Origin of the sequence: Pseudoxanthomonas broegbernensis (genome assembly GCF_014202435.1) — a bacterium.
GTDB lineage: Bacteria > Pseudomonadota > Gammaproteobacteria > Xanthomonadales > Xanthomonadaceae > Pseudoxanthomonas > Pseudoxanthomonas broegbernensis.
In genome coordinates, this window is sequence record NZ_JACHGU010000011.1 from 23,506 (window position 1) to 49,527 (window position 26,022).

At 73.2% G+C, this 26,022-nt stretch carries 19 protein-coding genes; 5 read left to right on the top strand and 14 right to left on the bottom strand.

Annotation, left to right across the window (positions count from 1 at the left end; all coding sequences use genetic code 11):
- The first annotated feature begins 31 nt into the window (after positions 1 to 31).
- Entirely contained in the window at positions 32 to 922 is an 891-nt protein-coding gene (locus HNR76_RS14230; protein WP_162312115.1) for a U32 family peptidase, read from the top strand.
- An 18-nt stretch (positions 923 to 940) separates the two neighbouring features.
- Here the strand turns inward: HNR76_RS14230 and HNR76_RS14235 are convergent, their stop codons facing one another.
- The 3 genes from HNR76_RS14235 to HNR76_RS14245 are packed head-to-tail and all read right to left on the bottom strand — an operon-like array spanning position 941 to position 3,593.
- Complete coding sequence (locus HNR76_RS14235) at positions 941 to 1,612, bottom strand: methyltransferase domain-containing protein (RefSeq protein WP_162312133.1); 672 nt, start codon at positions 1,610 to 1,612, stop codon at positions 941 to 943.
- A 50-nt stretch (positions 1,613 to 1,662) separates the two neighbouring features.
- The gene (locus HNR76_RS14240; protein WP_162312116.1) at positions 1,663 to 2,316 is read right to left on the bottom strand and encodes a GDSL-type esterase/lipase family protein; all 654 of its coding nucleotides are present in this window, start codon (positions 2,314 to 2,316) and stop codon (positions 1,663 to 1,665) included.
- A gap of 8 nt (positions 2,317 to 2,324) precedes the next feature.
- Positions 2,325 to 3,593: a pyridoxal phosphate-dependent aminotransferase gene (locus HNR76_RS14245; protein WP_162312117.1), complete on the bottom strand. Its 1,269-nt coding sequence runs from the start codon at positions 3,591 to 3,593 to the stop codon at positions 2,325 to 2,327.
- A 207-nt stretch (positions 3,594 to 3,800) separates the two neighbouring features.
- On the opposite strand from HNR76_RS14245, the gene rsgA reads away from it, so the two are divergent.
- A complete protein-coding gene (rsgA, locus tag HNR76_RS14250) occupies positions 3,801 to 4,922 on the top strand; it encodes a ribosome small subunit-dependent GTPase A (RefSeq protein WP_162312118.1) in 1,122 nt (373 codons plus the stop codon).
- Positions 4,923 to 5,063: 141 nt separating this feature from the next.
- Positions 5,064 to 6,332 (top strand): flavohemoglobin expression-modulating QEGLA motif protein, encoded by a 1,269-nt coding sequence (locus tag HNR76_RS14255; protein WP_162312119.1) that lies wholly within the window; start codon positions 5,064 to 5,066, stop codon positions 6,330 to 6,332.
- Between the two features lie 188 nt (positions 6,333 to 6,520).
- Here HNR76_RS14255 and HNR76_RS14260 read toward each other — a convergent pair whose 3' ends face one another.
- The 8 genes from HNR76_RS14260 to HNR76_RS14295 form a co-directional block, all read right to left on the bottom strand.
- The gene (locus HNR76_RS14260; RefSeq protein WP_162312120.1) at positions 6,521 to 6,910 is read right to left on the bottom strand and encodes a RidA family protein; all 390 of its coding nucleotides are present in this window, start codon (positions 6,908 to 6,910) and stop codon (positions 6,521 to 6,523) included.
- A 148-nt stretch (positions 6,911 to 7,058) separates the two neighbouring features.
- The gene (locus tag HNR76_RS14265; RefSeq protein WP_162312121.1) at positions 7,059 to 8,507 is read right to left on the bottom strand and encodes an N-acyl-D-amino-acid deacylase family protein; all 1,449 of its coding nucleotides are present in this window, start codon (positions 8,505 to 8,507) and stop codon (positions 7,059 to 7,061) included.
- Positions 8,508 to 8,547: 40 nt separating this feature from the next.
- A complete protein-coding gene (locus tag HNR76_RS14270; RefSeq protein WP_162312122.1) occupies positions 8,548 to 9,411 on the bottom strand; it encodes a MurR/RpiR family transcriptional regulator in 864 nt (287 codons plus the stop codon).
- Between the two features lie 56 nt (positions 9,412 to 9,467).
- On the bottom strand, positions 9,468 to 10,823 hold the full coding sequence (locus HNR76_RS14275; protein ID WP_162312123.1) for a GntT/GntP/DsdX family permease: 1,356 nt from the start codon (positions 10,821 to 10,823) through the stop codon (positions 9,468 to 9,470).
- Between the two features lie 36 nt (positions 10,824 to 10,859).
- Positions 10,860 to 12,116, bottom strand: a complete 1,257-nt coding sequence (locus HNR76_RS14280) for an amino acid deaminase (protein ID WP_162312124.1) — start codon at positions 12,114 to 12,116, stop codon at positions 10,860 to 10,862.
- A 173-nt stretch (positions 12,117 to 12,289) separates the two neighbouring features.
- The gene (locus tag HNR76_RS14285) at positions 12,290 to 13,201 is read right to left on the bottom strand and encodes a LysR family transcriptional regulator (RefSeq protein WP_162312125.1); all 912 of its coding nucleotides are present in this window, start codon (positions 13,199 to 13,201) and stop codon (positions 12,290 to 12,292) included.
- Positions 13,202 to 13,241: 40 nt separating this feature from the next.
- The gene (locus tag HNR76_RS14290) at positions 13,242 to 14,480 is read right to left on the bottom strand and encodes an FAD-dependent oxidoreductase (protein WP_162312126.1); all 1,239 of its coding nucleotides are present in this window, start codon (positions 14,478 to 14,480) and stop codon (positions 13,242 to 13,244) included.
- 17 nt (positions 14,481 to 14,497) lie between these two features.
- Positions 14,498 to 16,264, bottom strand: coding sequence for a gamma-glutamyltransferase family protein (locus HNR76_RS14295; protein ID WP_211373199.1), 1,767 nt, complete (start codon positions 16,262 to 16,264; stop codon positions 14,498 to 14,500).
- 295 nt (positions 16,265 to 16,559) lie between these two features.
- Here HNR76_RS14295 and HNR76_RS14300 point away from each other — a divergent pair, with 295 nt between their 5' ends.
- Positions 16,560 to 19,352 carry a TonB-dependent receptor plug domain-containing protein gene (locus HNR76_RS14300; RefSeq protein WP_162312127.1) on the top strand — a complete coding sequence of 931 codons (2,793 nt, stop codon included), beginning with the start codon at positions 16,560 to 16,562 and terminating at the stop codon, positions 19,350 to 19,352.
- 111 nt (positions 19,353 to 19,463) lie between these two features.
- Positions 19,464 to 21,233: a gamma-glutamyltransferase gene (gene ggt / locus HNR76_RS14305; RefSeq protein ID WP_162312128.1), complete on the top strand. Its 1,770-nt coding sequence runs from the start codon at positions 19,464 to 19,466 to the stop codon at positions 21,231 to 21,233.
- A 22-nt stretch (positions 21,234 to 21,255) separates the two neighbouring features.
- On the opposite strand, the gene HNR76_RS14310 is transcribed toward ggt, so the two are convergent.
- From HNR76_RS14310 to HNR76_RS14320, 3 genes are all read right to left on the bottom strand, one after another.
- Entirely contained in the window at positions 21,256 to 22,620 is a 1,365-nt protein-coding gene (locus tag HNR76_RS14310) for a serine hydrolase domain-containing protein (RefSeq protein ID WP_162312129.1), read from the bottom strand.
- 79 nt (positions 22,621 to 22,699) lie between these two features.
- Complete coding sequence (gltS, locus tag HNR76_RS14315; RefSeq protein ID WP_162312130.1) at positions 22,700 to 23,905, bottom strand: sodium/glutamate symporter; 1,206 nt, start codon at positions 23,903 to 23,905, stop codon at positions 22,700 to 22,702.
- A gap of 34 nt (positions 23,906 to 23,939) precedes the next feature.
- On the bottom strand, positions 23,940 to 25,553 hold the full coding sequence (locus HNR76_RS14320; protein WP_162312131.1) for an N-acyl-D-amino-acid deacylase family protein: 1,614 nt from the start codon (positions 25,551 to 25,553) through the stop codon (positions 23,940 to 23,942).
- Positions 25,554 to 26,022: the final 469 nt, after the last annotated feature.

A 26,022-nucleotide genomic window follows, 5' to 3' on the forward strand; every position in this document is an offset into this window, starting at 1 on the left:
CGATGCGGCGCGCGCGACGCAGGGGCGCGACATGAAGCTGAGCCTGGGGCCGCTGCAGTACTTCTGGCCGCGCGCGGCCACCCTGGCCTTCTACCGCGCCGCGGCCGACTGGCCGGTGGACATCGTCTACCTGGGCGAGACGGTGTGCAGCAAGCGCCGCGAGCTGCGCACCGGCGACTGGCTGGCGCTGGCCGAGGAACTGGCCGGGGCCGGCAAGGAGGTGGTGCTGTCCACCCTGGCGCTGATCGAGGCCGAATCGGAGCTGGGCGTGGTCCGGCGCCAGGTGGAGAACGGGCGCTTCATGGTCGAGGCCAACGACCTGTCGGCGGTGCAGTTGTGCCGCGAGCATGGCGTGCCTTTCGTCGGCGGCCCGTCGCTGAACGTGTACAACCACCGCGCCCTGGCGATGCTGGTGGAGGACGGCCTGCGCCGCTGGGTGCCCGGCACCGAGCAGGGCCGCGTGCTGCTGCAGGAACTGCGCGCGGCGCTGGAGGCCCAGGGCGGGCGCATGCCGGAGCTGGAGGTGCTGGCCTGGGGCCGGCTGCCGCTGTCCTGGTCGGCGCGCTGCTTCACCGCGCGCGCGCTGGACCTGCCCAAGGACCGGTGCGGCTTCCGCTGCATCGACCATCCCGACGGCCTGCCGCTGGCCACGCGCGAGGGCGAGCCGTTCCTGACCCTCAACGGCATCCAGGTGCAGGGCACGGAGATCGTCGACATGGCGCCGCAGCGCGACGAGCTGGCCGCCCTGGGCGTGGGCGTGCTGCGCCTGTCGCCGCAGTCGCGCGACATGCAGGCGGTGGTCGCGCACTTCCGGCGGATGCTGGCGTCGCCGGTGCCGCCGCCCCCGCTGGGCGCGCGCAACGGCTACTGGGACGGGCGCCCGGGCAAGGCCTCGCTGGCGGAACCGCGGATCGGCGACTGAGGCGCGCCGTGCGCGGCCTCAGCCGTGCTCGGCCACGATCAGCCAGTTGTTGAACGGGGTATCGCCCGACAGCGGCGAGAACCGGCTGCGCAGCCCGGCGTCATCGAAGCGCGCGCGCAGCGCCGCGGCCTCCGGGTAGCGGCGCGGGGCCGCGTTCATCCAGCCCAGCACGCGCGACAGCACGTCCGCGCCGCGGGTGATGCGCGCGCGCCGGCCGCCATCGTCCAGGCCGGTGCGGATCACCAGCCGCGCGCCGGGTTCGAGCATGCCGATGGCGCCGTCGACGATGGGCATCTGCCGCGCCGGGTCGACGAACTGCAGCAGGTCCAGGATCGCCACGCTGCCGCGGTGCGGCGGCAGCGCCAGGGACAGGTCCATGGCCTCGAAGCGGGTGTCGCCCAGGCCTGCGCGCGCGGCCGCGCGGCCGGCGGCGGCGATCTTGCGCCGGTCGTTGTCCAGGCCGTGGTAGCGCAGGCCGATGCCGGACTGGCGCAGCGCATGCGCCAGCAGGCCCAGGCCGCAGCCCAGGTCCAGCAGCGGCGCGCCGGTGCCGGCCAGCGCCGCGCACACGCCCGGGTACAGCGGGTCGCTGCGCAGCTTGGTGCGCACGTAGTGGTAGTGGTAGCGGCCGCCGAAGCGGCGCTGGGACAGGAACGCGGCGGCGATGCGCTGCGCGGGCTCGCGCGGCAATGGCCGCCGCGCGGCCGCGTCGTCGTCGCCGTGGGCGTCTTCGCCGGGGCTCATGGCCGCAGCATCCGCCGTGCCGCCGGCAACGCCAGCGCCGCCCACAGCGCGTACATCGCCGCCGACGGGTGCAGGCCGTCGGCGGCGAGCATGGCCGCCTCGCCGCCGCGCTCGCGGCTGAGCGGGGCGATGTCGATCCAATGCGCGCCGGCGGCCAGGCTTTCCTCGCGGGCCACGGCGTTGAACGCGTCGATCTGGACGGCCACCCGCGCCGGGTCGCGCCCGTGCGCGCGGGCGAACGGGGTCACGCCCCAGTCCGGGATCGCCAGCACCAGGACCTGCCGTGGCCGGCCGCCGGCGAAGGCCGCGGCGCGCCGCAGCAGCGCGGCGAACGGCGCGCGGAAGCTGTCCGGCGCGCGCCCGCGGTACTGGTCGTTGACGCCGATCAGCAGGCTGACCAGCGCATGCCGGTCCAGCGGCGCGCGTGCCTGGGCCACGTCGATGCCGGCATCCAGCTCGTCGGTGGTCCAGCCGGTGGCGGCGACGATGCGCGGCGGGCCGGGGTCGATGCCTTCCTCGCGCAGGGCGGCGGCCAGTTGCACCGGCCAGCGCCCGGACGGGCCGATGCCCTCGCCGATGGTGTAGGAGTCGCCCAGTGCCAGGAAGCCGGGTGCGGCGCGGTCGGGCGGGGCTCCCGCGTTGGCCGGCATCGTCCCGGTCAGGCTGCCGCGTTGCGCGACTTCAGCGGCACCACCTTGGTCGCCGCCTCGGCGCGGCGGTCCAGGGCGCGTTCGATGCGCACGAACACCTCGCGCATGGTCTCGGCCTGCGGCAGCAGGGTGACGCGGAAGTGGTCGTGGTAGGGCACGTTGAAGCTGGAGCCGGGCACGATCAGCACGTCCTCGGTCTCCAGCAGCTCCAGGGCGAAGGCGTGGTCGTCGAAGCCGCGCGCGGCCGGACCGACCACCGACGGGAACGCGTACAGCGCCCCCCGGGGCTGGACCAGCCGCAGATGCCCGCTGGCCGCGCAGGCCTCGACCACCGCGCGGCGGGTCTCGTACAGGCGCCCGCCCGGCGCGCACAGCGCGCTGATGGTGTCCGGCCCGCCGGTCGCCGCGGCGATGGCGTACTGCCCGGCCACGTTGGCGCACAGGCGCAGGCCGGAGAGCAGGTCCAGGGCGTTGCGGTAGTCGGCGGTGCGCGACGGGGCGCCGGTGAGGATCGCCCAGCCCACGCGCCAGCCGCAGGCGCGGTGCACCTTGCTCAGGCCGCTGAAGGTGATGCATGGGTGGTCGCCGGCCAGCGGCGCCAGCGGCTCGAACGCCGCGCCGTCGTACAGCACCTGGTCGTAGATCTCGTCCACCAGCAGCAGCAGGCCGTGGCGCGCGGCGATGGCGACGATGCGCTCCAGCAGCTCGCGCGGGTAGACCGCGCCGGTGGGGTTGTTGGGGTTGATCAGCACGATCGCGCGGGTGCGCGAGGAGACCAGGTTCTCGATCTCCACCGGGTCGGGCATGAAGCCGTTGTCCGGTGCGCAGCGGTAGTACACCGGGCGGCCGTCGTTGAGGATGGTGGCCGCCGACCACAGCGGATAGTCCGGCGAGGGCACCAGCACCTCGTCGCCCGGGTTGAGCAGGGCGCGCAGGGTCATGTCAATCAGTTCGGACACGCCGTTGCCGACGAACACCCGGTCGCTGTCCACGTGCGGGGCGTTGCGGGCGCGGTAGGCGCTGGCCAGCGCCTCGCGCGCGGCGGGCAGGCCGAGCTGGTGGGTGTAGGGATCGGTGTGGTCGATGTGGTCGACGATGGCCCGCTGCAGGTGCGCCGGGGCGCGGAAGCCGAACGCGCCGGGGTTGCCGATGTTGAGCTTGATCAGCTTGCGTCCGGCCGCTTCCAGCGCGTGGGCTCGCCTGTTCAGTTCTCCGCGGATCTCGTAGCGGACTTCTGACAAGCGCTCGCGGACGCGAAGCGGTTGTTCGGTGGACATGGGGCAGCCGGACTGGCAGGGGACAAGGTTCGCATGGTATCGAAAAAGACGGTGCAAGTGCCTGTCCGGGCTGGGATGGGCGAACGCCGGCCGGGATTTTCGTTTCCAGGGAAACGGTCGCACAGGCAAGGCGACCGGTGCCCGGCCAGGAGCCGCGAGCCGCGGCGCACCCGATGGGGCGGCCGTGCGGGCCCGTACAATCGGCCCATGACCGCTGCCGACTTCGACTACGCCCCCCTGCGCCGGATCGGCTGGCCGTGGGCCGGCGCGGCCGAGGACCCGCGGTGGCGGGCGCTGGCCGCCGCCCATCCCGGCGCGCGCCCGGCGCGGGTGAGCGAGCAGCATCGCACCGGCTACGTGCTGGCCGATGCGCCGGACACGGGGTTCCGCGTGGAGTCGCCGCCGGAGTGGCAGCGGCGCCCGGTGTTCACCGCCGACGGCGTGCCCCTGCACGAGCGCGCGGCGGTGGGCGACTGGGTACTGCACGACGGCCGCCGCATCCTCGCCCTGCTGCCCCGGCGCAGCGCGATCAAGCGCGCGGCGGCCGGCGAGCATTACCAGCAGCAGGTGATCGCGGCCAACGTCGATACCGCGTTCGTGGTCTGCGGCCTGGACGCGGACTTCAACCCGCGCCGGATCGAGCGCTACCTGCTGCTGATCGGCGGCGGCGGAAGCGGGCCGACGGCGGCGCCGCAGCCGGTGATCGTGCTGACCAAGGCCGACCGCGACGGCGCCGACGCGGAGGCTGCGCTGGCGGCGCTGGCCGGACTGCGCGCGCAGGGCGTGCCGGTGCTGTCGCTCAACGCGCGCGACCCGGAGGCGGTGGCGGCGCTGGCGCCGTGGCTGGCGGCCGGCTGCACCGCGGTGCTGGTCGGTTCCTCCGGTGCGGGCAAGTCGACCTTGACCAACAGCCTGCTCGGCGAGCTGCGGATGAAGACCGCGCAGGTGCGCGAGCACGATTCGCGCGGGCGCCACACCACCACCCACCGCGCGCTGATCGCGCTGCCGTCGGGGGCGTGCCTGATCGACACGCCGGGCATGCGTGAGCTCAAGCCCACCGGCGAGGAGGAACTGGCCGACGGCGGCTTCGGCGACATCGAGGCGCTGGCCGCGCAGTGCCGCTTCAACGATTGCGCCCACCACAACGAGCCGGGCTGCGCGGTGCGCGCGGGGATCGCGGCCGGCGAGGTGGAGGCCGCGCGCGTGGGCCATTACCTGAAGCTGCGCGACGAGGTCGCCGGCGCCGCCGGCCGCCTGGCCGCGCGGCTGGCGCAGAAGTCGCAGGCGCGCCCGCCGGGCCGGCCGCCGCACCGTTCCGGGCGGCGCTGACCGGGCGCCGGTTCTGGCAGGAACCGGTTGCCGCATGTAGGAGCCGGCTTCGGTCGCCGGCCATACCCGGCGCCTGCAGGTGCGGGGCATCGCTGCGCGCCGGCAGGATTAATCCGCGGCCGGGCGCAGGCCCATGGCGCGATGCGCTATCGTCGCGCGATGCCATCGACGTGCGCGATCGCCCACCACGCAACGCTCGACCGCCGGCTGGTCAAGGCCGTGCGCGGGATCAAGCTGCTCAGCCTGGCCAGTTGGCCGGCGCAGGTGCAGGCCGATTTTCTGGCCGGCTGGCGGCGCGGGTGCGCGGCATTGCCGGACGTGCCCTATCCGAAGCTGGATTTCGCCCAGGCGCGCGGCGAACTGGCCGCCATCGCGTCGGCGGCCGATGCCGGGCACCCGCTCGGCGCCTACCTGCGCGAATCGGCCGCCAGTTGGGACCGGGCCGCGCGGCTGCTCGAATCGCTGGGCACGGCGCGCGCCTGCGCCGAGTCGGTGGCGCTGTTCGGGCGCCCGGACGATCCGCTGCCCGGGCAGGGGCCGACCACGCGCGAGGCGGCGCGCCACTTCATCCAGATCGCCGGCGAGCTGGACCACGAGCTGCTCGCGCCGGAGGAGCAGGTGCCGGTCTCGGCCGCCGCGCTGTCGCTGCAGTTGCAGGCGGACCTGGACGATTTCTTCGGCGGCCGGGTGATCGCGGTGGAGCTGGACCCGGCGCTGATCGCCAAGGCCGCCGCCGGCGCCACCCGCATCCGCCTGCGCGGGGGCGCGGCCTTCAGCGACTACGACCGCCGCCAGTTGTTCCACCACGAGGCGCTGGTGCATTCGCTCACCGCGCTCAACGGCCGCGCGCAGCCGCACCTGCCCAGCCTGGCCCTGGCCTCGCCGCGGGTCACCGCCACCCAGGAGGGGCTGGCCACCTTCGCCGAGCAGATCACCGGCAGCATCGACATCGGCCGGATGAAGCGCATCAGCCTGCGCATCGAGGCGGTGGCGATGGCCCTGGAGGGCGCGGATTTCCTGCAGGTGTTCGGCTACTTCCTCGATGGCGGGCAGGACGAGGCGGAGAGTTTCTCCTCGGCCCAGCGCGTGTTCCGCGGGGTGCCGGTGACCGGCGGCAGCGCCTTCACCAAGGACACGGTGTACCTGCGCGGGCTGATCGGCGTGCACACCTTCTTCCGCCGCGCGCTGCAGCGCGACCGCCTGCGCCTGTGCCGCTGGCTGTTCGCCGGCAAGATGACCCTGGACGACGTGGTTCGCTTCGAGCCGCTGCTGGCCGACGGCACCCTGGCGCCGCCGCGCTGGCTGCCGCCGTGGGTGGAGCGGGCCAGCGGGCTGGCGGGAATGCTGGCGTTCTCGCTGTTCGCCAACCGCATCCGCATGGAGCGCATCGTCGGCGGGCCGCTGGGCTGACGCGCCTCGCGGCGCCCCAGCGGCCGGCCGCCGGCGCGATCGCGCTCTTTTCGTAGGCGCCGGCTTCGGTCGGCGACGGCTTCAGCAGCCAGGGAACGCCGGCAACCGGGCATGGCGGCCGCCGACCGAAGCCGGTTCCTGCAGCCGGCTCGTACAGGACGGGGGCGCCGCGCCCGATGCAGTCAGCGTTAGGGGCGCTTCCAGGCCACGCAATCCACCTCCACCTTGCAGTCCACCACCATGCGCGATTCCACGCAGGCCCGCGCCGGCGGGTGGTCGCCGAAGTAGTGCTGGAACACCGCGTTGAAGGCGTAGAAGTCGCGCGCGTCGTCCAGCCACACGCCGCAGCGCACCACGTGCTCGGGGCCGTAGCCGGCCTCGGCCAGGATCGCCAGCACGTTGCCGATGGCCACGTGCGACTGCTCGGTCACGGTGCCGGCGACCAGCTCGCCGTCGCGCATCGGCACCTGGCCGGAGACGTACAGCCAGCCGTCGGCCTGCACCGCGCGCGAGAACGGCATGCGCTGCCTGCCCTGGCCGACGCCGCCCTGCGCGCCGTAGCGGATGATGTCGTTCATGGTTCCGGGCTCCTGCGGTGGGGATGATCTTCGGTGGGATAGCGGACGCTGCCGCCCATGGCCCCGGGTCGCTGGGGGGGCGGTCCCGCCTCCGGTGCGGCGCAAGAAGGCGGCTGCCCACGCGCGGGCCTCCTGTCGTGGGCGGGCATCAGTCGGCGGGGACGAGGAAGCGGCCGTGGCGCCGTGGCTCGACGTCCTGGCCGTCGTAGGCGGGGCGCCCGTTGACCCATACCTGCACGATGCCGGCGGCCGGGCGCACCGGGTCGTGGAAGTCGGCCACGTCGCGCACGCGCCGCGGGTCGAACAGGACCAGGTCAGCCCAGGCGCCGGGTTCGATCTCGCCGCGCCCGTCCAGGCCGAAGGCGCGCGCGGACAGGCCGGTCATCTTGTGCACGGCGGTGTGCAGCGGGAACAGCGCCTCGTCGCGCGCGTAGTGGCCCAGCACGCGCGGGAAGGTGCCCCACAGGCGCGGGTGCGGGCGCGGGTCGCGGGGCAGGCCGTCGGAGCCGATCATGGTCAGCGGGTGGGCCAGGATGCGGCGCACGTCGGCCTCGTGCATGCCGTGGTAGACCGCGCCGGCCGGCATCAGCCGCTGCGCGGCCTCCAGCAGCGTGGCGTCCCAGCCGGCGGCGATCTCGGCCAGCATCCGCCCGCCTTGCTCCGGATGCGGGTCGGACCAGGTGACCAGGATGTCGTGGGCGTCGGTGACCTGCTTCGGGTCCAGGGTCGAGGAACTGGCCGCGTAGGGATAGCAGTCGCAGGCCACGTCGTGCCCGTGCCCGGCGCGCTCCAGCGCGGCCAGCACCTCGCCGCTGCGGTGCCAGTTCTCCACGCCGGCGCACTTCAGGTGCGACACGCGCACCGGCGCGCCGCTCGCGCGCCCGACCTGGAAGGCTTCCTCCATGGCCGGCAGGATGCCGTCGAACTCGTCGCGCAGGTGGGTGGCGTAGATGCGGCTGGCGGGCAGGTCGCGGACCAGCTCCAGCACCTCGCTGGACGGTGCCGCGTGGGCCGAGGCGTAGGCCAGGCCGGTGCTCAGGCCCAGCGCGCCGTCGGCGATGCTCTGCCGCAACTGCGCGCGCATGGCCGCGACCTCTGCCGGCGTGGCGGCGCGGTCCAGCCGGTCCATGTGGTTCTGGCGCAGCGCGGTGTGGCCCACCAGGGCGGCCACGTTCACCGCGGGGCGAGCGGCCTCCACCGCGGCGCGGTAGTCGGCGAAGCGCGGGTAGCGGAACTCCTCCGCCGCGCCCAGCAGGTTCATCGGGTCGGGCACCTGGGCCGCGGGCGCCACCGGGGTGGCGCTGATGCCGCAGTTGCCCACCACCACCGTGGTCACGCCTTGGGTGAGCTTGGCCGGCATGGCCGGGTTGCGGATCACCTCCAGGTCGTCGTGGGTGTGCACGTCGATGAAGCCCGGGGCCAGGGCCAGGCCGCGGCCGTCCACCGCCTGCGCGGCGGTCGCCGCGTCCGCCGCGCGGCCGGCCAGGACGATGCGCCCGTCGCGCACGCCCACATCGGCCACCCGTCCCGGGCGGTCGCGGCCGTCGAACACCAGCGCGCCGCGCACCAGCAGGTCGTAGGCGTCCAGGGTGTTCATGCGGGCCACCGGCGGGAGAGGAGGAAGGCGGTGCCCATGCTCAGTCGCCCAGCGGCAGGCGGTTGTCGCCGCCGCGGTAGCTGTCCAGCGCCAGCTTGATCCGGCGCAGGCGCTCGCGGCTGTCGCCGGCCCGGTGCAGGGCCAGGGTGGTGGAGAGGATGTCGATGGCCAGCATCACCGCGTAGCGCGAGGCGGTGGGCTTGAACACGAAGTCGGTCTCGTCGATGACGATGGGCAGCAGCCAGTCGCTGAGTTCGGCCAGCGGCGTGCCGGCGCGGGTGATGGCGACGACGCGCGCGCCGTAGCCGCGGGCGATCTCCAGCGCGGCCAGCAGCTCGGGGGTGAGGCCGCTGATGGACAGCGCCAGCACCACGTCCTGCGGCCCCATGGTGGCGGCCACCATCTTCATCGCCAGCGAGTCGCTGCAGGGGATGACGGTGCGGCCCAGGCGCACGAAGCGGTTCTGCACCTCGCCGGCGAACACGGTGGACGCGCCGCCCATGCCGAAGGCGTAGACCATGCGCGCGCCGGACAGCGCCTCGGCGGCGGCCTGCACCAGCGGTTCCTGCATGCCGCCCAGGTTGCGCCGCAGGGCATCCTCGATGTCGGTGCAGATCTGCGCGTACAGGGCCGACACCGGCGGCGCGTCCGGCTCGTCGAGGAAGCGCTTGCCCACCGCGCTGGCCTCGGCCAGGCGCGCGCGCAGCTCGCGCACGTTCTCGCAGCCCAGGGTCTTGGCGAAGCGGGAGATGGCCGCCACGCTGACCTGGGCGCGCTCGGCCAGCTCGGCGATGCCCATCTGCGCGGCCGCGCTCACGTCGGCCAGGATGGCGTCGGCGATGCGCTTCTCGACCGGGCTGAGGATGTCGCGGTGCTCGCGCAGGTGGTAGACGATGTCGAACACTTCGGCCTCCCGGCGGGTAGCGCGGGCCCTGCCCGCATCGCCGCTGTCCGCGGCGTTCACAACAGCACCGCCAGCAGGGCGGTCAGCCCCAGCGCGATCAGCGAGACCAGGGTCTCCAGCACCGTCCAGGTCTTGAAGGTCTGGGCCACGCTCATGTTGAAGTATTCCTTGACCAGCCAGAAGCCGCCGTCGTTGACGTGCGACAGCACCAGCGAGCCGGCGCCGGTGGCCAGCACCAGCAGCTCCGGGTGCGGGTAGCCGGCGGCCAGCGCCACCGGGGCTACGATCCCGGCGGCGGTGCTCATGGCCACCGTGGCCGAGCCGGTGGCGATGCGCATCAGCGCGGCCACGGTCCAGCCCATCAGCAGCGGCGACAGCTCGAAGCGCTGCGACATCGCGGTGATCTCGGCGGCCACGCCGGTGCCGACCAGGATGCCGTTGAGGCCGCCGCCGGCGCCGACCAGCAGGGTGATGGCGGCGGTGGGCGCCAGGCAGTCCTGGGAGAACTTGAGGATCTGCTCGCGGCCGAAGCCGCGCATCAGGCCCAGGGTGACGAAGCTCAGCAGGGTGGCCAGCAGCAGCGCCACCACCGAGTTGCCGATGAAGCGCAGGCCGCCGTTGAGCGCGGTGCCCGGCGCGGCCAGTACGTCGGCCCAGCCGCCCAGCAGCATCAGCCCCACCGGCAGCAGCAGGGTGGCCAGGGTGATGCCGAAGCCGGGCAGCGCCTCGTCCGGCACATGGCCCAGGCCCTCGTCCAGCAGCGCCGCCTCCATCGGGTTGTTGCTAGGCAGGCGCACGCGCGGGGCGACGAGGCGGGCGAACACCGGCCCGGCCAGGGCCGCGGTCGGCAGGCCCACCACCAGCGCGTAGAACAGGGTGCGGCCGACGTCGGCCCGGTACTCGTGCACGGCCAGCATCGCCGCCGGGTGCGGCGGCACCAGCCCGTGCACCACCGACAGGCCGGCGACCATCGGCAGCCCCACCAGCAGCAGCGACACGCCGGTGCGCCGGGCCACGTTGAACACGATGGGGATCAACAGCACGAAGCCGACCTCGAAGAAGATCGGCAGGCCCAGGCCGAAGGCCACCAGCATCATCGCCCAGTGCACGTTGCGCGGGCCGAACCAGCCGATCAGCGTGCGCGCGATGCGCTCGGCGCCGCCGGATTCGGCCATCATCTTGCCCAGCATGGTGCCCAGGGCCACGATCAGGGCGATGTGGCCCAGGGTGCGGCCCACGCCCTGCTCGTAGGCGGCCACCACCTCGCCGGCCGGCATGCCCGCCACCAGCGCCAGCCCCAGCGAGACCAGGGTCAGGGTGATGAAGGGATTGAGCCGGTAGCGCGCGATCAGCACGATCAGCGCGAGGATGGCGATAGCGGCGTAGACCAGCAGCAGGCTTCCCGGGGACATGCGCGGCTCGGTGGAGGGCGGGCGGGGTGGTGGAGCTCAGAAGTACGTGCGCACGACGCCGGTCACCCGCCAGGCGTCGTCCACGCGCAGCAGGTGCCGCCACTTGTCGAAGGTCAGGCACGGGTGGCAGATGTCGAAGCACAGCAGGTCGCCGACCCGCAGGTCGTCGCCGGCGTCCAGGTCCAGGAAGGCGTGCTGGTCCATGATCGAGCCCAGCCGCCAGTGCTCCGGCGCGGCCCGCGGCGCCTCGGTGCCGGGGCGGTGGTGCAGCACCGGCAGCGGCAGGCCGGCGTCGAAGGCCGCATCGCGCTTGCCCAGGCCGACGATGGCCCGGCCCGGCTCCGGGCGCGACAGCACGCAGGCCCACAGTTGCAGCGCCGGGCGCAGGCCGTCGGCCATCCGCCGCGCCACCGGGTTGGAGGCGTGGATGCGCGCGTCCGCGCGGCGGTAGGCGCCGGCGTCGTGGGTGAGGTAGCAGCCCGGGCGCAGCAGCACCTGCACGCCCGGGTCCTTGGCGGCCGCGGCGAATTCCTCGGCGACCACGTCGTACCACGCCGAACCGGCGCCGGAGAGGATCGCGCGCGGCCCGGCGAAGGCGCCCGCCGCGCGCAGCGCCTGGAACTGCGCCAGGGTGCGCCGCAGCAGGGCGCGCACGCCGGCCTCCTCCTTCAGCACGCCCTCGTAGACCTCCACTCCCGCCAGCGCCAGCGCCCGGGGCCAGCGCGCGATGGCCTGGACCACTTCCTCCGCCTGCGCCGGATCGCGCACGCCGGTGCGGCCGCCGGCCGCGCCCACCTCCAGCAGCACCCGCAGGCGCAGGCCGCGTTCGCCGAAGAAGGCGCCCAGCGCATCGGCGCCGGCCACCGAGTCGACCAGACAGCAGAACTCGAACTCCGCATCGGCCAGCAGGCCGGCGACGATGGCCATGTTGGCCCGGTCCACGAGCTGGTTGGCCATCAGCACCCGGCGCACGCCGTGGCGGTACGCGTCGCGCACCTGCGGCGCGGTGGCCAGGGTGATGCCCCACGCGCCGGCTTCCAACTGCAGGGCGAACAGCTCCGGGCTCATCGTGGTCTTGCCGTGCGGCGCCAGTTCCAGCCCGTAGGCGGCGATGAAGTCGCCCATCCAGGCCAGGTTGTGGCGCAGCGCCGAGTCGCGCAGTACCGCCGCCGGCAGGCTCACTTCGCCTTCGAGCAGGCGCCAGCCCAGGTCCGCCACGGTCTGTGGCGTGGCCGTCCCGGCTCCCAGTCCCTTACCTGAAAGGGGGATGCGAGTGGAATTTTCAGTGGACATGCAGGTATTTTCTGCGATATGTGGCGATTTATGGGCACACTGTGTAGCACACTGCCGGTAAATTTAAAAATAAATTTCACATTCCCCGGGCATGTGCCTGCCGCTTGCCGGCGAAAGTGGCGGCCGCGTCGCGTGCGTGTCGCGCCCTGGAGCGCGGGCCGGCAAGCGCCGGCTCAGGCGTCGTTGCGGGCGCCGGCCTGGCGCACCTCGCGCAGGGTGGCGGTGAACAGCTCGATGAACTGCTCGGCGGTGCGCGAGGGCGGCCGGTCTTCCAGGTGCACGCATTCGATGCGGAAGGTGATGGCCGGGTCGATCGGGCGGAAGCCGACCCGCTCGTCCGCGCTCACCCGCGCGGTGAACTCGTCGACCACGGTCATGCCCGCGCCGCAGCGGGTCAGCGCCGCGGCCAGGTAGTAGGTCTGGTTGGACACCACCTCGTGGATGTTCACGCCCTGGCGCTCGAGTTCGCCGTCCAGCAGGTCGGCGATCGGACCGCTGCTGGCCAGGCCCACCAGGTCGCGTCCGTCCAGCCAGGCGATGGGCACGCTGGGGCCGGGGTCGGGCATCTCGCTGTGCCGGTACAGCAGCATCAGTTGGCCATGGTCGAGCGTGCGCCGCTGCATGCGCGGGTGCTGCGGCGGGTTGTAGGCGAAGGCGATGTCGCACTCGCGCTCGTACAGGGCGCGGAACAGGTCGTCGTGGTGCAGGGTCTGCACGTCGAAGGTCACCTGCGGGTGGCGCCGGCGGAACAGCGCGATCGCGCGCGGCGCCACGTACAGGCCCAGCGAAGGCACCACCGCCAGGCGGATATGGCCGCCGCCGCCGTTGCGCAGGTTGGCCACGGTCTTTCGCAGCGAGGCGGTCCGTTCGAAGATGTCCTTGACCTCGACGAACAGCGCGTGCGCCTCGTCGGTGGCCACCAGGCGCCCGCGCACCAGGGTGAACAGCTCGAAGCCGAGCTGGTACTGGGTGTGGTGCAGCACCTTGCTGACCGAGGGCTGCGAGACGTGCAGGGCACGCGCCGCGGCACTGATCGAGCCGGTGGTGTAGATCGCGTGGAAGACTTCTATCTGGCGCAGCCGCATGGGTCGATCTTAGGCCGGCGCGGCCGTCGCCGGCCAGCGCTCAGGGCGGATCGAGCAGCGCGGCGGCGGCGCGCTCGCCGCTGCCCATGGCCAGGGTCCAGCCGAGCATGCCGTGGCCGATGTTCAGGACCAGGCCCTCGCCGGCGTGGCGCACGACCGGGCTGGAGAACGGCGTGACCGGGCGCAACCCGGCCCAGTGGCTCTCGATGCGCGTGTAGTCGGCCGCCCGCGGCAGGGAGGCCCGGGCCATGGCCACCAGCTCGGCCAGGCGTGCCGGCGCCGGGGCCGGGTCCCAATGGTTGAGGTCGGCCAGGCCGGCCACCCGGATGCGATCGTCGAGCCTGCAGAACACCAGCTTGCGCGAGGTGTCGGTGATGCTGACCGCCGGCGCCGCCGGCCCGCAGGGCGCGGTGAAGGAATAGCCCTTCACCGCCATCAGCGGCACCCGCAGGCCCAGCGGGCGCAGCAGCGCGGCGCTGTCGATGCCGGCGCACACGACCACGCGGCCGGCGCTCACGGCCTGGCCGTCCCCGGTCTCCAGGCGCCAGCCGCTCCCGTCCCGGCGCAGGCTGCGCAACGCGAAGCCGAAGCGGGCCTGTACTTCGTAGTCGTCGCGCAGCACCTGCAGCAGGCCGATGGAGAAGCGCCAGGCGTCGCCGGTCTCCTCCTCGGGCGAATGGACCACGCCGGCCACCGCCTCCAGGCCGGCCAGCGCCGGCTCCAGCGCGGCCGCCTCCTCGGCGCCGATCAGCCGCTGGTTCACGCCGTGCGCTTGCTTGAGCCGGATCATCGCCGCCGCCGCCGGCAGCGCCGCGGCGTCGTAGTACACGTGCATCTTGCCGGCGACGCGGTGTTCGAAGCCGATCGGGTGCCGGGCCAGCAGCGCGGCCATCGCCGCGCGCGATTCCAGCGCCAGTTCCAGGGTCGCCAGGGTGTTGCGGCGCAGCCGCGAGGCGGTGGCGTTGCGCAGGAACGCCAGGCCCCAGCGCCAGAAGTCGGGATCGGCCGACGCGCGCGCGCGGAATGCCGCGTCGCGCCCGCACAGCAGGGCCGGCAACTGCCGCCACAGCGACGGCCCGGCCATCGCGTCGGTATAGGCGTAGCTCAACTGCGCGCCGTTGGCGAAGGAGGCGCCCCGCGCGGGACCGGGCGCGCGGTCCAGCAGCAGCACCCGGGCGCCGCGGCGGGCGAGGGCATAGGCGGTGGCGAGGCCGACGACGCCGGCGCCGATCACGGCGACCTCGGCGCCCTGGCGGGCGGTGGGTGGGGAATCTGACATGGCCTGGGGAGTGGTGTTCAACGGAGGGGGAAAGCGGCGGTGCCTTCGCGTCTGGGGTCGGCGCCCCATTCCCAGCGGCCGTCGCGCAGGAAGACGCCGTGCAGGCCGGAATCCTCGCCGGCACCGGGACGGATATCGATGCCGCGTTCGCGCAGCGCCGCCAGCACCGGCGGGGCGAAGCGGCCCGCCTCGCCGTCGAAGCGCGTACCGCGCGCGACCAGGTTGGGCAGGGCGATGGCCTCGGGCAGCGGCATGCCCCAGTGCAGCAGCCCGACCAGGGCCTTGCCCACGTAGGCCGGGATCGCCGAGCCGCCGGGCGAACCCAGCGCCCCGGCCAGGCGGCCGTCGGCGTCCAGCAGCAGGGCCGGCGTCATCGACGAGCGCGGGCGCTTGCCCGGCGCAATCGCGTTGGCCATGCCGGCGCGGCCGTGCTCGCCGTCCCAGGCGAAGTCGGTGAGCTGGTTGTTCAGGAAGAAGCCGCCCACCATGCGCCCGGAACCGAAGAACGATTCCACCGTGGTGGTGACCGACACCGCGTTGCCGTCGCCGTCCACCACCACGAAATGGCTGGTGCCGCCCGGCTCGTCGGTGGCGTCGGGGGCGGGATGCGGGGCGCCCTCGGGGCGGCCCGGCGCCGGCGGGGCCGCGGCGGCGCGCGCGCCGATCAGGCCGGCGCGCGCGCGCACGTAGTCCGGCGCCAGCAGGCCGGCCACCGGCACCGCGGTGAAGCGCGGGTCGCCCACGTAGTGGTCGCGGTCGGCGTACATCAGCCGGCTGGCCTCGGCGAACAGGAACCAGGCCTGCGGGTCGTCCGGCCCGCGGGCATCGATGTCGGTGGCCTCCAGCAAGGCCATCAGTTGCAGCAGGCCCACCCCGCTGGCCGGCGGCGGCGGCACGCACAGCACATGCCGGCGCAGCGGCCGGCACAGCGGCGAGGCCCGCTCCGGGCGATAGCGGTCGAGGTCGTCCGCGGTCATCGCGCCGGGCATGGGTGCGTCCCGCGTGCGGGCCACGATGGCGGGCGTCAACGGCCCGCGGTAGAAGGCGTCGGCGCCGCCTTCGGCGAGGACCCGCAAGGTCGCCGCGTAGGCGGGATTGCGCAGGAGGTCGCCGCTTCGCAGCGGCCGGCCGGACGCGTCCGAGAAATAGGCCCGAACGTCGGGCGCGGCGGCTTGCGGGAAGGAACCGTGGATGTGCCGGGCCAGGCGCGGCGTGATCCGGAAGCCCGCTTCGGCGCGTGCGATGCTTTCATCGAACAAGCGGTTCCATGCCAGCTTGCCGTGCGCCCGGTGGGCCTGCGCGAACGCCGCGACGGCCCCCGGCACCCCGGTGGCGCGCCCCGTGAGCATGGCCTCGGCGCGTGGCAGGGGATTTCCCCGGGCATCGTCCAGCAGGGCGGGGATGGCTGCGGCAGGCGCCGCTTCGCGGCCGATATAGACGGTCGTCTCGCCGCTGTCGGCGGCGTAGGCCATGATGATCGCGCCGCCGCCGATGCCCGAGCTCTGCGGTTCCACCAGGCCGAGCATGGCCTGCACCGCAACCGCCGCGTCCATGGCGCTGCCGCCGCGCTGCAGGACGGCGACGCCCGCGTCCACCGCCAGCGGATGGGCGGCGACCACGATGGCGCGTTCGCCGGATGCGTGCGCGGAAGCCGGCGCCGGCGAAGCGGCCAGCGCCGCGCCCAGGACGGTCGCCGAGAGCGCCCATGCCGCCAGCCGCCGCAACGAGGCGGCGGGCATGCGGGAGCGCGGGCGGCGAGCGGAGTCGTATGCGATGGAAGGCATGCCCGCAGCCTAACGGGCGAGCGGATTGACGCGGTATCACTTTCCATTGCCACCGATTAGCCTTCAGCTATGGGTGGCCCGCGCGTGCGGTCCTCTCGGTTCCGCACGCGACTCCGCCGCTCGAACGCAGGCCCCATAGCCTGCGGCTATACGCGTCGGCAACTTTCCTTCGCGACAAACCACGGCGCGATGGCCAACCTAGGTGATGGAGGGGGCGGTCTGCTGCGAACAATCGCGGCGACGACTGGCCGCACCGCCACATACGAGCACACATCCTTCTGGCGGGAGCTATCACGTGATCGGCAATAAATCACCTCATCTGCTCGCACGGAGCATTCTGCTGTGTCTGGGCGGTTTCGCCATCGGCGCACACGCGGCGCCGCCGCAGCCGGCGTCCGGCCCGGATGAACGACCGCAGAAATCGCCACCGGCGGCATCCGGGCAACAGGCAAGGGAACAGGCGTCGGTAACGCTCGACGCGATCTCGGTCACCGGCTCGCGCGTCGTCGGCGGCGACTACGAGTCGCCGACGCCGGTGACCATGATCGAGTTCGAGCAGATCGAACTGGCCGCACCCAACAACATCGCCGACTACCTCAACACCCTGCCTTCGATGGTCGGCGACAGCACGACCATGGAAGGCAACAACTCCATCAGCGCCGGCGCCACCGGCATGAACCGGCTCAACCTCCGCGGGCTGGGTGCGGACCGCACCCTGGTCCTGGTGGACGGCCGCCGCTTCGTCGGCTCCACGCTGGAAGGAAACGTCGACATCAACGGCCTGCCCAACGGGCTGATCCGCAGCATCGACGTGGTGACCGGCGGCGCCTCGTCGGTGTACGGCTCGGACGCGGTCGCCGGCGTGGTCAACTTCGTGCTGGACACGCGCTACACCGGCCTCAAGGGCTTCGCCCAGGTGGGCCAGTCGCGCTACCACGACGACCGCCAGCAGAACGGCGGCCTGACCTTCGGCACGCCGTTCGCCGATGGCCGCGGCCACTTCCTGCTCAACGCGGAATATGCGCACAACTCCGGCGTCGGCGCCGCGCGCGACCGGCCCTGGTACGGCGGGCACGGGATCATGACCAATCCCGCCTGGACGCCCACCAACGGCGAGCCGTACCGCATCACCGTGCCGTTCCTCAATCGGCCCAACGAGGCGTCGGCCGGGCTGATCCCCAGCGGACCGCTCAAGTGGACCACCTTCGATGCGGACGGTTCGCCGCGCCAGTTCGACTACGGGGTGCTCGACCTGACCGGCTCGGCGTCGTCGGGGGGCGAGGTGGACGGCCATTTCGCCACGATGTCGCTGAAGGGCGCGGTCGAGCGGCACAGCCTGTTCGCGCGGGGCTCGTTCGAGATCAACGACGCCTTCGAGGCGTTCGCCGAGGCCAGCCATTCCCGGTCGGTGGTGAACACCAACTCCTCGTACAACTATTACAACGGCAGCCTGTCGATCAAGTCGGACAACGCCTACCTGGACCCGCGCACGCGCGAGGCCATGGTGGCCGCGGGCGCATCCAGCGCCCCGTACGGGTTGCTGCTGGGCGTGGCCTCGCCGCGGGTGGAGGTGAACACCTATCGCGCCGTTTTCGGCGTGAACGGATCGTTCGGCGACAATTGGACGCTCGACGCGTACTACCAATACGGTGAAAGCCGGCTCAACACCGTCGTCAACAACGTCACCAACACGACCCGCCTGGGCCTGGCGCTCGATGCCGTCGTCGACCCGGCCAGCAACCGCATCGTGTGCCGCTCCACCCTGGCCGATCCCGGCAACGGCTGCGTGCCGATCAATACCTTCGGTGGCGCGAGCCTCTCCGAGCCCGCGCTGGACTACGTCATCGGCGAGCCCAGCTTCCGGCAGACCATGAAGCAGCAGGTCGCCTCGGCCAGCATCCAGGGCGAGGCCTTCTCCACCTGGGCCGGGCCGGTCATGACCGCGTTCGGCATCGAGCACCGGCGCGAGGCCGTCGGCGGCGCCGTCGACGACCAGGGCCAGCCGCGGCAGTGGCTCTTCGGCAACTTCATGGCGACCCACGGCGAGAACCGGATCAACGAGGTGTTCTCCGAGATGCTGATGCCCCTGACCGAACGGTCGCTGGCGTTCAACGGCGCGGTGCGCGTGGCCGATTACAGCTATTCGGGCATCGCGGTCACCTGGAAGGGCGGCCTGACCTGGCAGCCGAACGACTCTGTCCTCCTCCGGACCGTGCGCTCGCGCGACATCCGCGCGCCCAACCTGGGCAACCTGTACCAGGCCGGCCTGACCCAGCGCCAGAACGTGCGCGACCCGTGGTTCAACGACACCCAGCGCAACATCGAGCGGATTTCCCAGGGCAACCTCGCGCTGAAGCCGGAAGTGGCCGACACCAGCAGCATCGGCCTGGCGCTCACCCCGGCGCGCTGGCCGGGCGTGCGCGGCGCGATCGACTACTACCAGATCGAGATCAAGGACGCGATCGCCACGCTCAACGACCAGCAGACCGTGGACCGGTGCCACCAGGGCGACACCGCCGTATGCTCCTTCGTGGTGCGCGACGGCACGGGTGCCGTCTCCGGGCTGATCCGCACGCCGATCAACATCGCCAAGCGGACCGTGCGCGGCGTGGACATGGACGTGTCCTACCTGCAGGCCGTGCCGTTCATCGCGCCCGGCGCCGAGCTGGATCTGCGCCTGGTCGCCAGCCGCCTGCTGGAAAGCCGCAACGAGGACCCGTTCAGCAGCATCGACTACGCCGACGAGAACATCGCCGGCTCGGCCAAGCAGCGGGCGCTGTTGACGGCGACGTTCCGGAACGGGCCGCTGCGGTTCGGTGCCTCGGCGCGCTTCATTGGCAAGGGCGTGCTGAGCAACGAGTGGGTCGACGGGGTGGACATCGACGACAACACCGTGCCCAGCACCTGGTACCTGGGGCTGTTCGGCTCGTACCACTTCCCCGGCGACAGGCTGGAGGCGTTCTTCCGCGTCGACAACGCGCTCGACCGCGCGCCGCTGGTCATCGGCACGAACCGCAACGGCATCAACCCGGTGCTGTACGACGTGATCGGCAGGTACGCGAGCGTCGGCGTACGCTTCCAGTTCTGACCGGTTCGGGCTTGGCGGAAGGCGAGGGCGTGGCCACCTGGTGGCCACGCCCTTCCTCGTCCGGCGAAGGCATGCGCCCCTCGCCGGCATCCTCGTGACAAGGAGCATCCCATGGGACACGAACGTACGGGCAGGCGCCTGCGCTGGACCGCCTTCGCCGCGCTGGCCGCGGTGCTGGCGGCGCCGCTGCCCGACGCGGGGGCGGCGCACCCGCATGCGCCCGTCCCGCCCGCGCCGCGCGAACTGCTCAACTACGCCGCGATCGAGAAGCCAGTGCGCGCCGAGCGCGGCATGGTGGTCAGCCAGAGCGAGGCGGCCAGCGCCGCCGGCGCGCGGATCCTGCGCGCGGGCGGCAATGCCGTGGACGCGGCGGTCGCCACCGCCTTCGCCATGGCGGTGACCCTGCCGCGCGCCGGCAACATCGGCGGCGACGGCTACATGCTCATCCACACCGCCGGCGAGCGGCGCACGCGGGCCATCGACTTCCGCTCGACCGCGCCGGCGGCGGCCACGCTGGAGCGCTACCTGGACGCACAGGGCAAGGTGGCCGGCGACAAGGCCGGATATCTCGCCGCCGGAGTGCCGGGCACCGTCGCCGGGCTCGCACTGGCCCACCGCAAGCACGGCAGGCTGCCCTGGGCCGACCTGCTGCAGCCGGCGATCGCGCTGGCGGCCGAAGGCATCGTGCTCAGCCACGACGAGGCCTTCGCGCTGGACTGGGGCAGGCAGCGGCTGTCGCTCAGCGGCCCCGGCGCGGCGGTGTTCCTGCATGCCGACGGCAGCGCCCTGCGCGCCGGCGAGCGATTGCTGCAGCCGGACCTGGCCTGGTCGCTGCGGCAGATCGCCGAGCACGGCGAGGACGCCTTCTACCGCGGCCGGATCGCCGAGCGCCTGGCCGCCGGCATGGCGCGCCACGGCGGCCTGATCACCCGCGCCGACCTGGCCGGGTACCGGGCGATCGAGCGCGCGGCGCTGCGCACCACCTACCGCGGCGTGGAGGTGGCCACCATGCCGCCGTCCAGCGGCGGCGGCGCCAGCATCCTGGAGATGCTCAACATCCTCGAACACACCGACCTGCGCGCGCAGGGGGCGGGTTCGGCCGCGGCCCTGCACGCGATGGCCGAGGCGATCAAGCTGGCCTGGGCCGATCGCGGCCGCTACGCCGGCGATCCCGATTTCGCCACGCTGCCCACCGCCGGCGTGGTCTCCAAGGCGTACGCTGCGGAACGCGCGAAGCTGATCTCGCCCACGCGGGCGCGGCCCGCGCCGCAGGCCCCGCCCGGCGACCCGTGGCCGCACGAAAGCCCGCAGACCACCCACTTCTCGGTCGTCGACACCGACGGCAACGCGGTCAGCGCCACCTACACGCTGGGCTCGGACTTCGGCGCGGGGGTGATGATCGAGGGGACCGGCTTCCTGCTCGGCAACCTGGTCGGCAACTTCTCGATCGAGGCGCAGGCCGAGGCCGCGCGCGCGGGCGAACCGGCGCCGGCCAACGCGCTGCTGCCCGGGCGCCGCCCGGTGTCGAGCATGTCGCCCACCCTGCTGCTCCGCGACGGCGCGCTGTGGATGGCCACCGGCAGCCCCGGCGGCAACACCATTCCCGGCACGGTGATGCAGATGATCGTGAATGTGGTCGACTTCGGCATGAACATCGCCGAGGCCACCCACGCGCCGCGCATCCACCAGGAGATGCGCGGCGGCGAACTGCGCGTGGAGCGCGGCCTGAGCCCGGACACCGTGCGCCTGCTGGAAGGGCTGGGCCACCGCGTGGTGCCGGGCGAGACCATCGGCAGCACCCAGACCCTGATGCTTGGCGCGCAGGGCGTGGAGGGCGCCGCCGACCCGCGCCGGCCGGGGGCCGGCGCCGTGGCGGAATGACCGTGGGGCGGCGCGGCCCCGGCTACTCGGCCACGCGCTCGAAGTGGATGGCCGAGGTGCGTCCCGCGCGCACCGTGATGCCGCGCCCGTCCGGGTCGGCCAGCAGGGTCAACGAGGCGTTGCCGAAGCCGCCTTCGGCAGCGCGGCGCAATAGCTGGCGGGTGCCGGCCGCGGGCGACCGGTCCGCCACGATCTCCAGCCGGAGGTCGTCGCCCTCGGCCTGGAGCACGTAGCGCGCGGGCAGCTCCGGCGAGCGATAGATGCCGCTCACCGCCCGGGCGTCGGGAACCGTCAGCAAGCCCGGCCGGAGGTGTTCGATCACCGCATCCAGCTTGTCCTGCGTCACCCAGTCGGCCCGGTTACACAGCACGGCCACGCTCAGCCCGTCGTCCGGCAGCCGCGCGTAGACATGGCGGAACCCCTCGGCACTGCCGGTGTGCTGCACGAACCCGCGGCCCTTGCGCGGCCCCACGGCAAGGCCGCCGGCGTAGGGCATGGCGTCGGCCCCGTACAGCGCCGGCGAGCCATCGGCCAGCGCGCCCGGCTGCAACATGATCCGGCGGATGGCGGGGGTCCAGACCCGGTGGCCATGCGCGATGTCGTACTCGTAGCGCGCCAGGTCGTTCATGCTGAGCATCAGCCCGCCCGACCCGCCGAAGCGCGGGTAGCCGTCGCGGATTTCGAACCCGTCCCCGACGGGAGCGTAGCCGTGCGCGAGGTTGTCGCCGGCCGGGTCCGCGCCGTCCAGGAAATAGCTGTCGCGCATCCCCAGGGGGGCGAGGATGCGCTCGGCGGCATAGCCGGCGAAGGGCTTGCCGGAAACCCGCTCGACGATCTCGGCCAGCAGCAGGTAACCGCCGTTGGAGTATGCGAGCGCCGTCCCGGGGGCGAAATCGGTGCGCTGCTGCAGGGCCAGCAGGCGCAATGCCTCCTGCTTGGCGCCCGGCGCGGCCGGGTCCATGCCCGCCATCCGCATCAGCGTGATCCAGTCGCGCACGCCGGAGGTGTGGTGGAAGAGCATCGACACCGTGATGCCGTCGGCCCAGGCCGGCAACTCGGGGAGGTGCAGGCGCACTTCGTCGTCCAGCGACAGCGCGCCCGCCTGCGCCAACTGCGCCACGGCCAGGACCGTGAACTGCTTGGAGATCGAGGCGGCGTAGAACACCGTGTCCGCGTCCAGCCGCCGCCGCGCGGCGATGTCGGCGAACCCGCTGGCGGCGATCGCCTGCGGGCGGCCGTCGTCGAACACGCCGATGACGCAGCCGGGCGCGACCGAGTGCAGGGGGTCCTTCACCAGCGCGGCGAGCGGGTCGCCGGGCGGCGGCTCCGCGGCCAGGGCGGTGCCGCCGAACGCCAGTGCCGACAGCAGCAGGATCCGTACGCTCATGGGAGTTCCTCGTGGAAGGGGTGGAGGGTTTGCGGCGGGCAGCGGCCGAGGGATGCGTGCGCCGGAGAAGGCATGCTCGTCACCAGAAGTTGATGAAGCCGGTGATGATCAGCGCGTTGGTGAAGTCGATGAAGAACGCGCCCACCAGCGGCGCCACCAGGAATGCGCGCGGGGCCATGCCGTAGCGCTGCACCAGGGTGCGCATCACCGCCATCGCGTTGGCGGTGGTGCCGAGCATGAAGCCGATGAAGCCGCCGCCCATCACCGCCGCGTCGTAGTCGCGGCCCATCAGCCAGAACACCGGCACCGCGAACAGCACCACCAGCGTCACCTGTACCGCCAGGTTGACCAGAAGCGGCAGACCCATGCCGGCCAGTTCCCACAGCCGCAGGTTCATCAGCGCCACCGCCAGGAACAGGGCCAGGCAGACGTTGCCGATCAGTTCCACCGTATGCACCGGCAGGCCGATCCAGCCGCTGGCGTCGTCCAGGTTGCGGATCAGCGCGCCCACCAGCATCGCGCCGATGTAGGCCGGCAGGGTCAGGCCGAGCGCATCGAAGCCCTTGCCCAGCCAGGAACCGGCCCACATCGCCAGCAGGATCAGCACGATCGCCTTGAGCGCGTTGAACTCGCGCACCGCGTCGGTCTCCGGATGCACCGCGTTGCCGCTGGCCGCGTCGGCCACCGGGGTGGGCGCGGCGCCGCCCGGGTTCGGGTTGACCACCTTGAAGCGGCGCATCAGCACGGTGATCGCCGGGCCGCCGACCACGCCGCCGCAGACGATGCCGGCCATGGCCGCGGTGACCGCGATGGACTCGGCGCCCTGCAGGCCGGCGGCCTCGAACAGCGGGGCGAAGGCCAGGCCGGTGGCCGGCCCGCCGGTGAGCGTGGCCGAACCGGCCAGCACGCCGAACATCGGATGCAGCCCGAACATCCCGGCCACGGCGATGCCCACCAGGTTCTGGACCACCGCGAAGCCGCTGGCCAGCGCCAGGAACAGCACCACCTGGCGGCCGCTGATCTTGAGCAGCCCCAGGCTGGCGTTGACCCCCATGGTGGTGAAGAAGGCGATCATCAGCGGCGCCTGCAGCGAGGTGTCCAGTTCGAACAGCGTGGTCCCGCGGCCGTGCGCCCACCAGGCGGCCAGCGCCACCAGCAGGCCGCCGATCACCGGTTCGGGCAGGTTGTAGCGGCTCAGCACCGGTATCGTCCGGCACAGCGCATAACCGGCGAAGAGCGCCAGCCCGCCGAAGGCCACGGTTTGGACGGCATCCAACTGGATCATCGGGACTCACCTCGGTTCGGGTCGTGACGAAGGTTCATGGGCAGGCGCCCTCGGGCGGCCGGTGCCGCAGCATGCGGCCGGCCAGCGCCGCGGTGGCCTGGCCGTCGTCGATGGCCGGCACGCCATCCACCAGCAGCGTGCGCACCCCGCGGGACAGTACGCGCGGGGCCAGGTAGTCGGCGGCCGGCGCGTAGGCGTCCGGGTCGAACACCACCACGTCGGCCCAGGCGCCGGGCACCAGCCGGCCCCGGTCCCGCAGGCCGAGGATGGACGCGGTCAGGCCGGTGGAGCGATGGATGAAGGCGTCCAGGTCCAGTACGCCCTGGCCGCGCACGTAGCGCGCGTACTTCTCCGGGAAACTGGCGTACTGGCGCGGATGACCATCGCTGCCGTCGGAACTGGTGGCCATCCACGGCCGGGCCATCAGCAGGCGCAGGTCGTCCTCGTCCATGTTGAAGGAGGCCACCGCCTCGGCCGGGCGGCTGCCGGGCAGGCCGTCGCCGCGCACGATCCGCAGCGCCGCCTCCACCGCGTCCACCCGCCAGTACGCGGCCATCTGCGCCAGGGTGCGGCCGGTCCAGGGCTGGCCGGCGGAGGTGAGCAGCAGCGCCTCGGCACCGCCGCGCCGGCGCAGGTTGTCGCGCATCTCCGTGGCGATGCGCGCCGACTGCAGGGGATCGCGCAGGCGCCGCAGCAGGGCCGGGCGGCCGCCGTCCTCGGCCCAGCGCGGCAGCAGCGCCGCGGACAGGCGCGTGCCCGAGGCCAGCCACGGGTACTGGTCGGCGGTCACGCGCAGGCCCTGGGCGCGCGCGTCCTCGATCATCCGCACCAGCGCGCCGGCCTGGCCGTGCACGTCCGCGCCCAGCGCCTTGAGATGCGCGAAGTGCATCGGCAGGCCGGCGCGCCGGCCGATCTCGATGGCCTCGGCGGTGGAGGCCAGCAGGCCGATGCCGTAGGAGGACTCGTCGCGCTGGTGGGTGTCGTACAGGCCGCCGCGCCGTGCCGCCTGCCGCGCCAATGCCACCACCTCGCCGGTGCCGGCGAAGCTCTGCGGCGCATAGAACAGGCCGGTGGACAGGCCGAACGCGCCCTCGCACATCGCCTGCGCCACCAGCGCCTCCATCCGCGCCAGTTCCACGGCGTCGGGCGCGCGCGCGCTCTCGCCCAGCACCGCGCGGCGCACCGGACCCAGGCCCACGTAGGGCACCAGGTGGGTGCCCACGCCGTGCTCGGCGAACCACGCGCGCTGGCGCGCGATGTCCACCGCGCCGCCGCCGTCCACGCCGATGGCCAGCGTGGTCACGCCCTGGAACAGCCAGGGCAGGTTGCGCCGCTGCAGCGGGTCGTCCGCGCGGATGTAGCGGTCCGGGTGGGTATGCGGGTCGATGAAGCCGGGCGCCACCGCCAGGCCGCGGGCGTCGATCGTGCGCGCGGCGCGGTAGCCGCGCGCCGCATCCGGGCCCACCGCCAGCACCCGGCCCTCGCCGATCACCAGATCGCGCACCCGGGCGCGGTCGTGCTCGCCTCCGTCGTGGAGCAGGCCGCCGACGATGGCCAGGTCGGCGGGCCGGTCCTGCGCGCCGGCCGCCGCGGGGGCCAGCGCCAGCGCGATCCACAGGCAGTACCGGAGTCGGCGTATACGGGGCATGGGCTTCTCGCGACAGAGGAGGGTGGCCGCACGCGTCGAACTGCGCGGGGGGAGGGGCATCGAGGATGCGCGGTCCGCGCGTGCGGCCACCGGACGCCGCGACAAGCCGGATCGCGATGCGCCTCCATCATGGTCAGCCCGGCCGGGCACCGGTACTGAAAAGATGCTCGTACCCCATAACTGGCGGCTATGCGCTACTTGCGCGCGCGCCGCGTCCGGCCCGCCGTGCCCGGCGGTTGCGGCTGCTTCCGGCGTGCGCGACGTGGGCGGCACTTTAGGGCGCGAACCCGGGGAAAGCATGAACGACAAGGGTAGAATCGAGCGTTCACCCGCCCCCGATGATCGCCTCGATGCCAGAACAAGAAGATTTCAAGCAGGCCGCGCTGGACTATCACCGCCATCCCCGCCCTGGCAAGATCAAGATTGCGGCGACCAAGGCGATGCTGACCCAGCGCGACCTGTCGCTGGC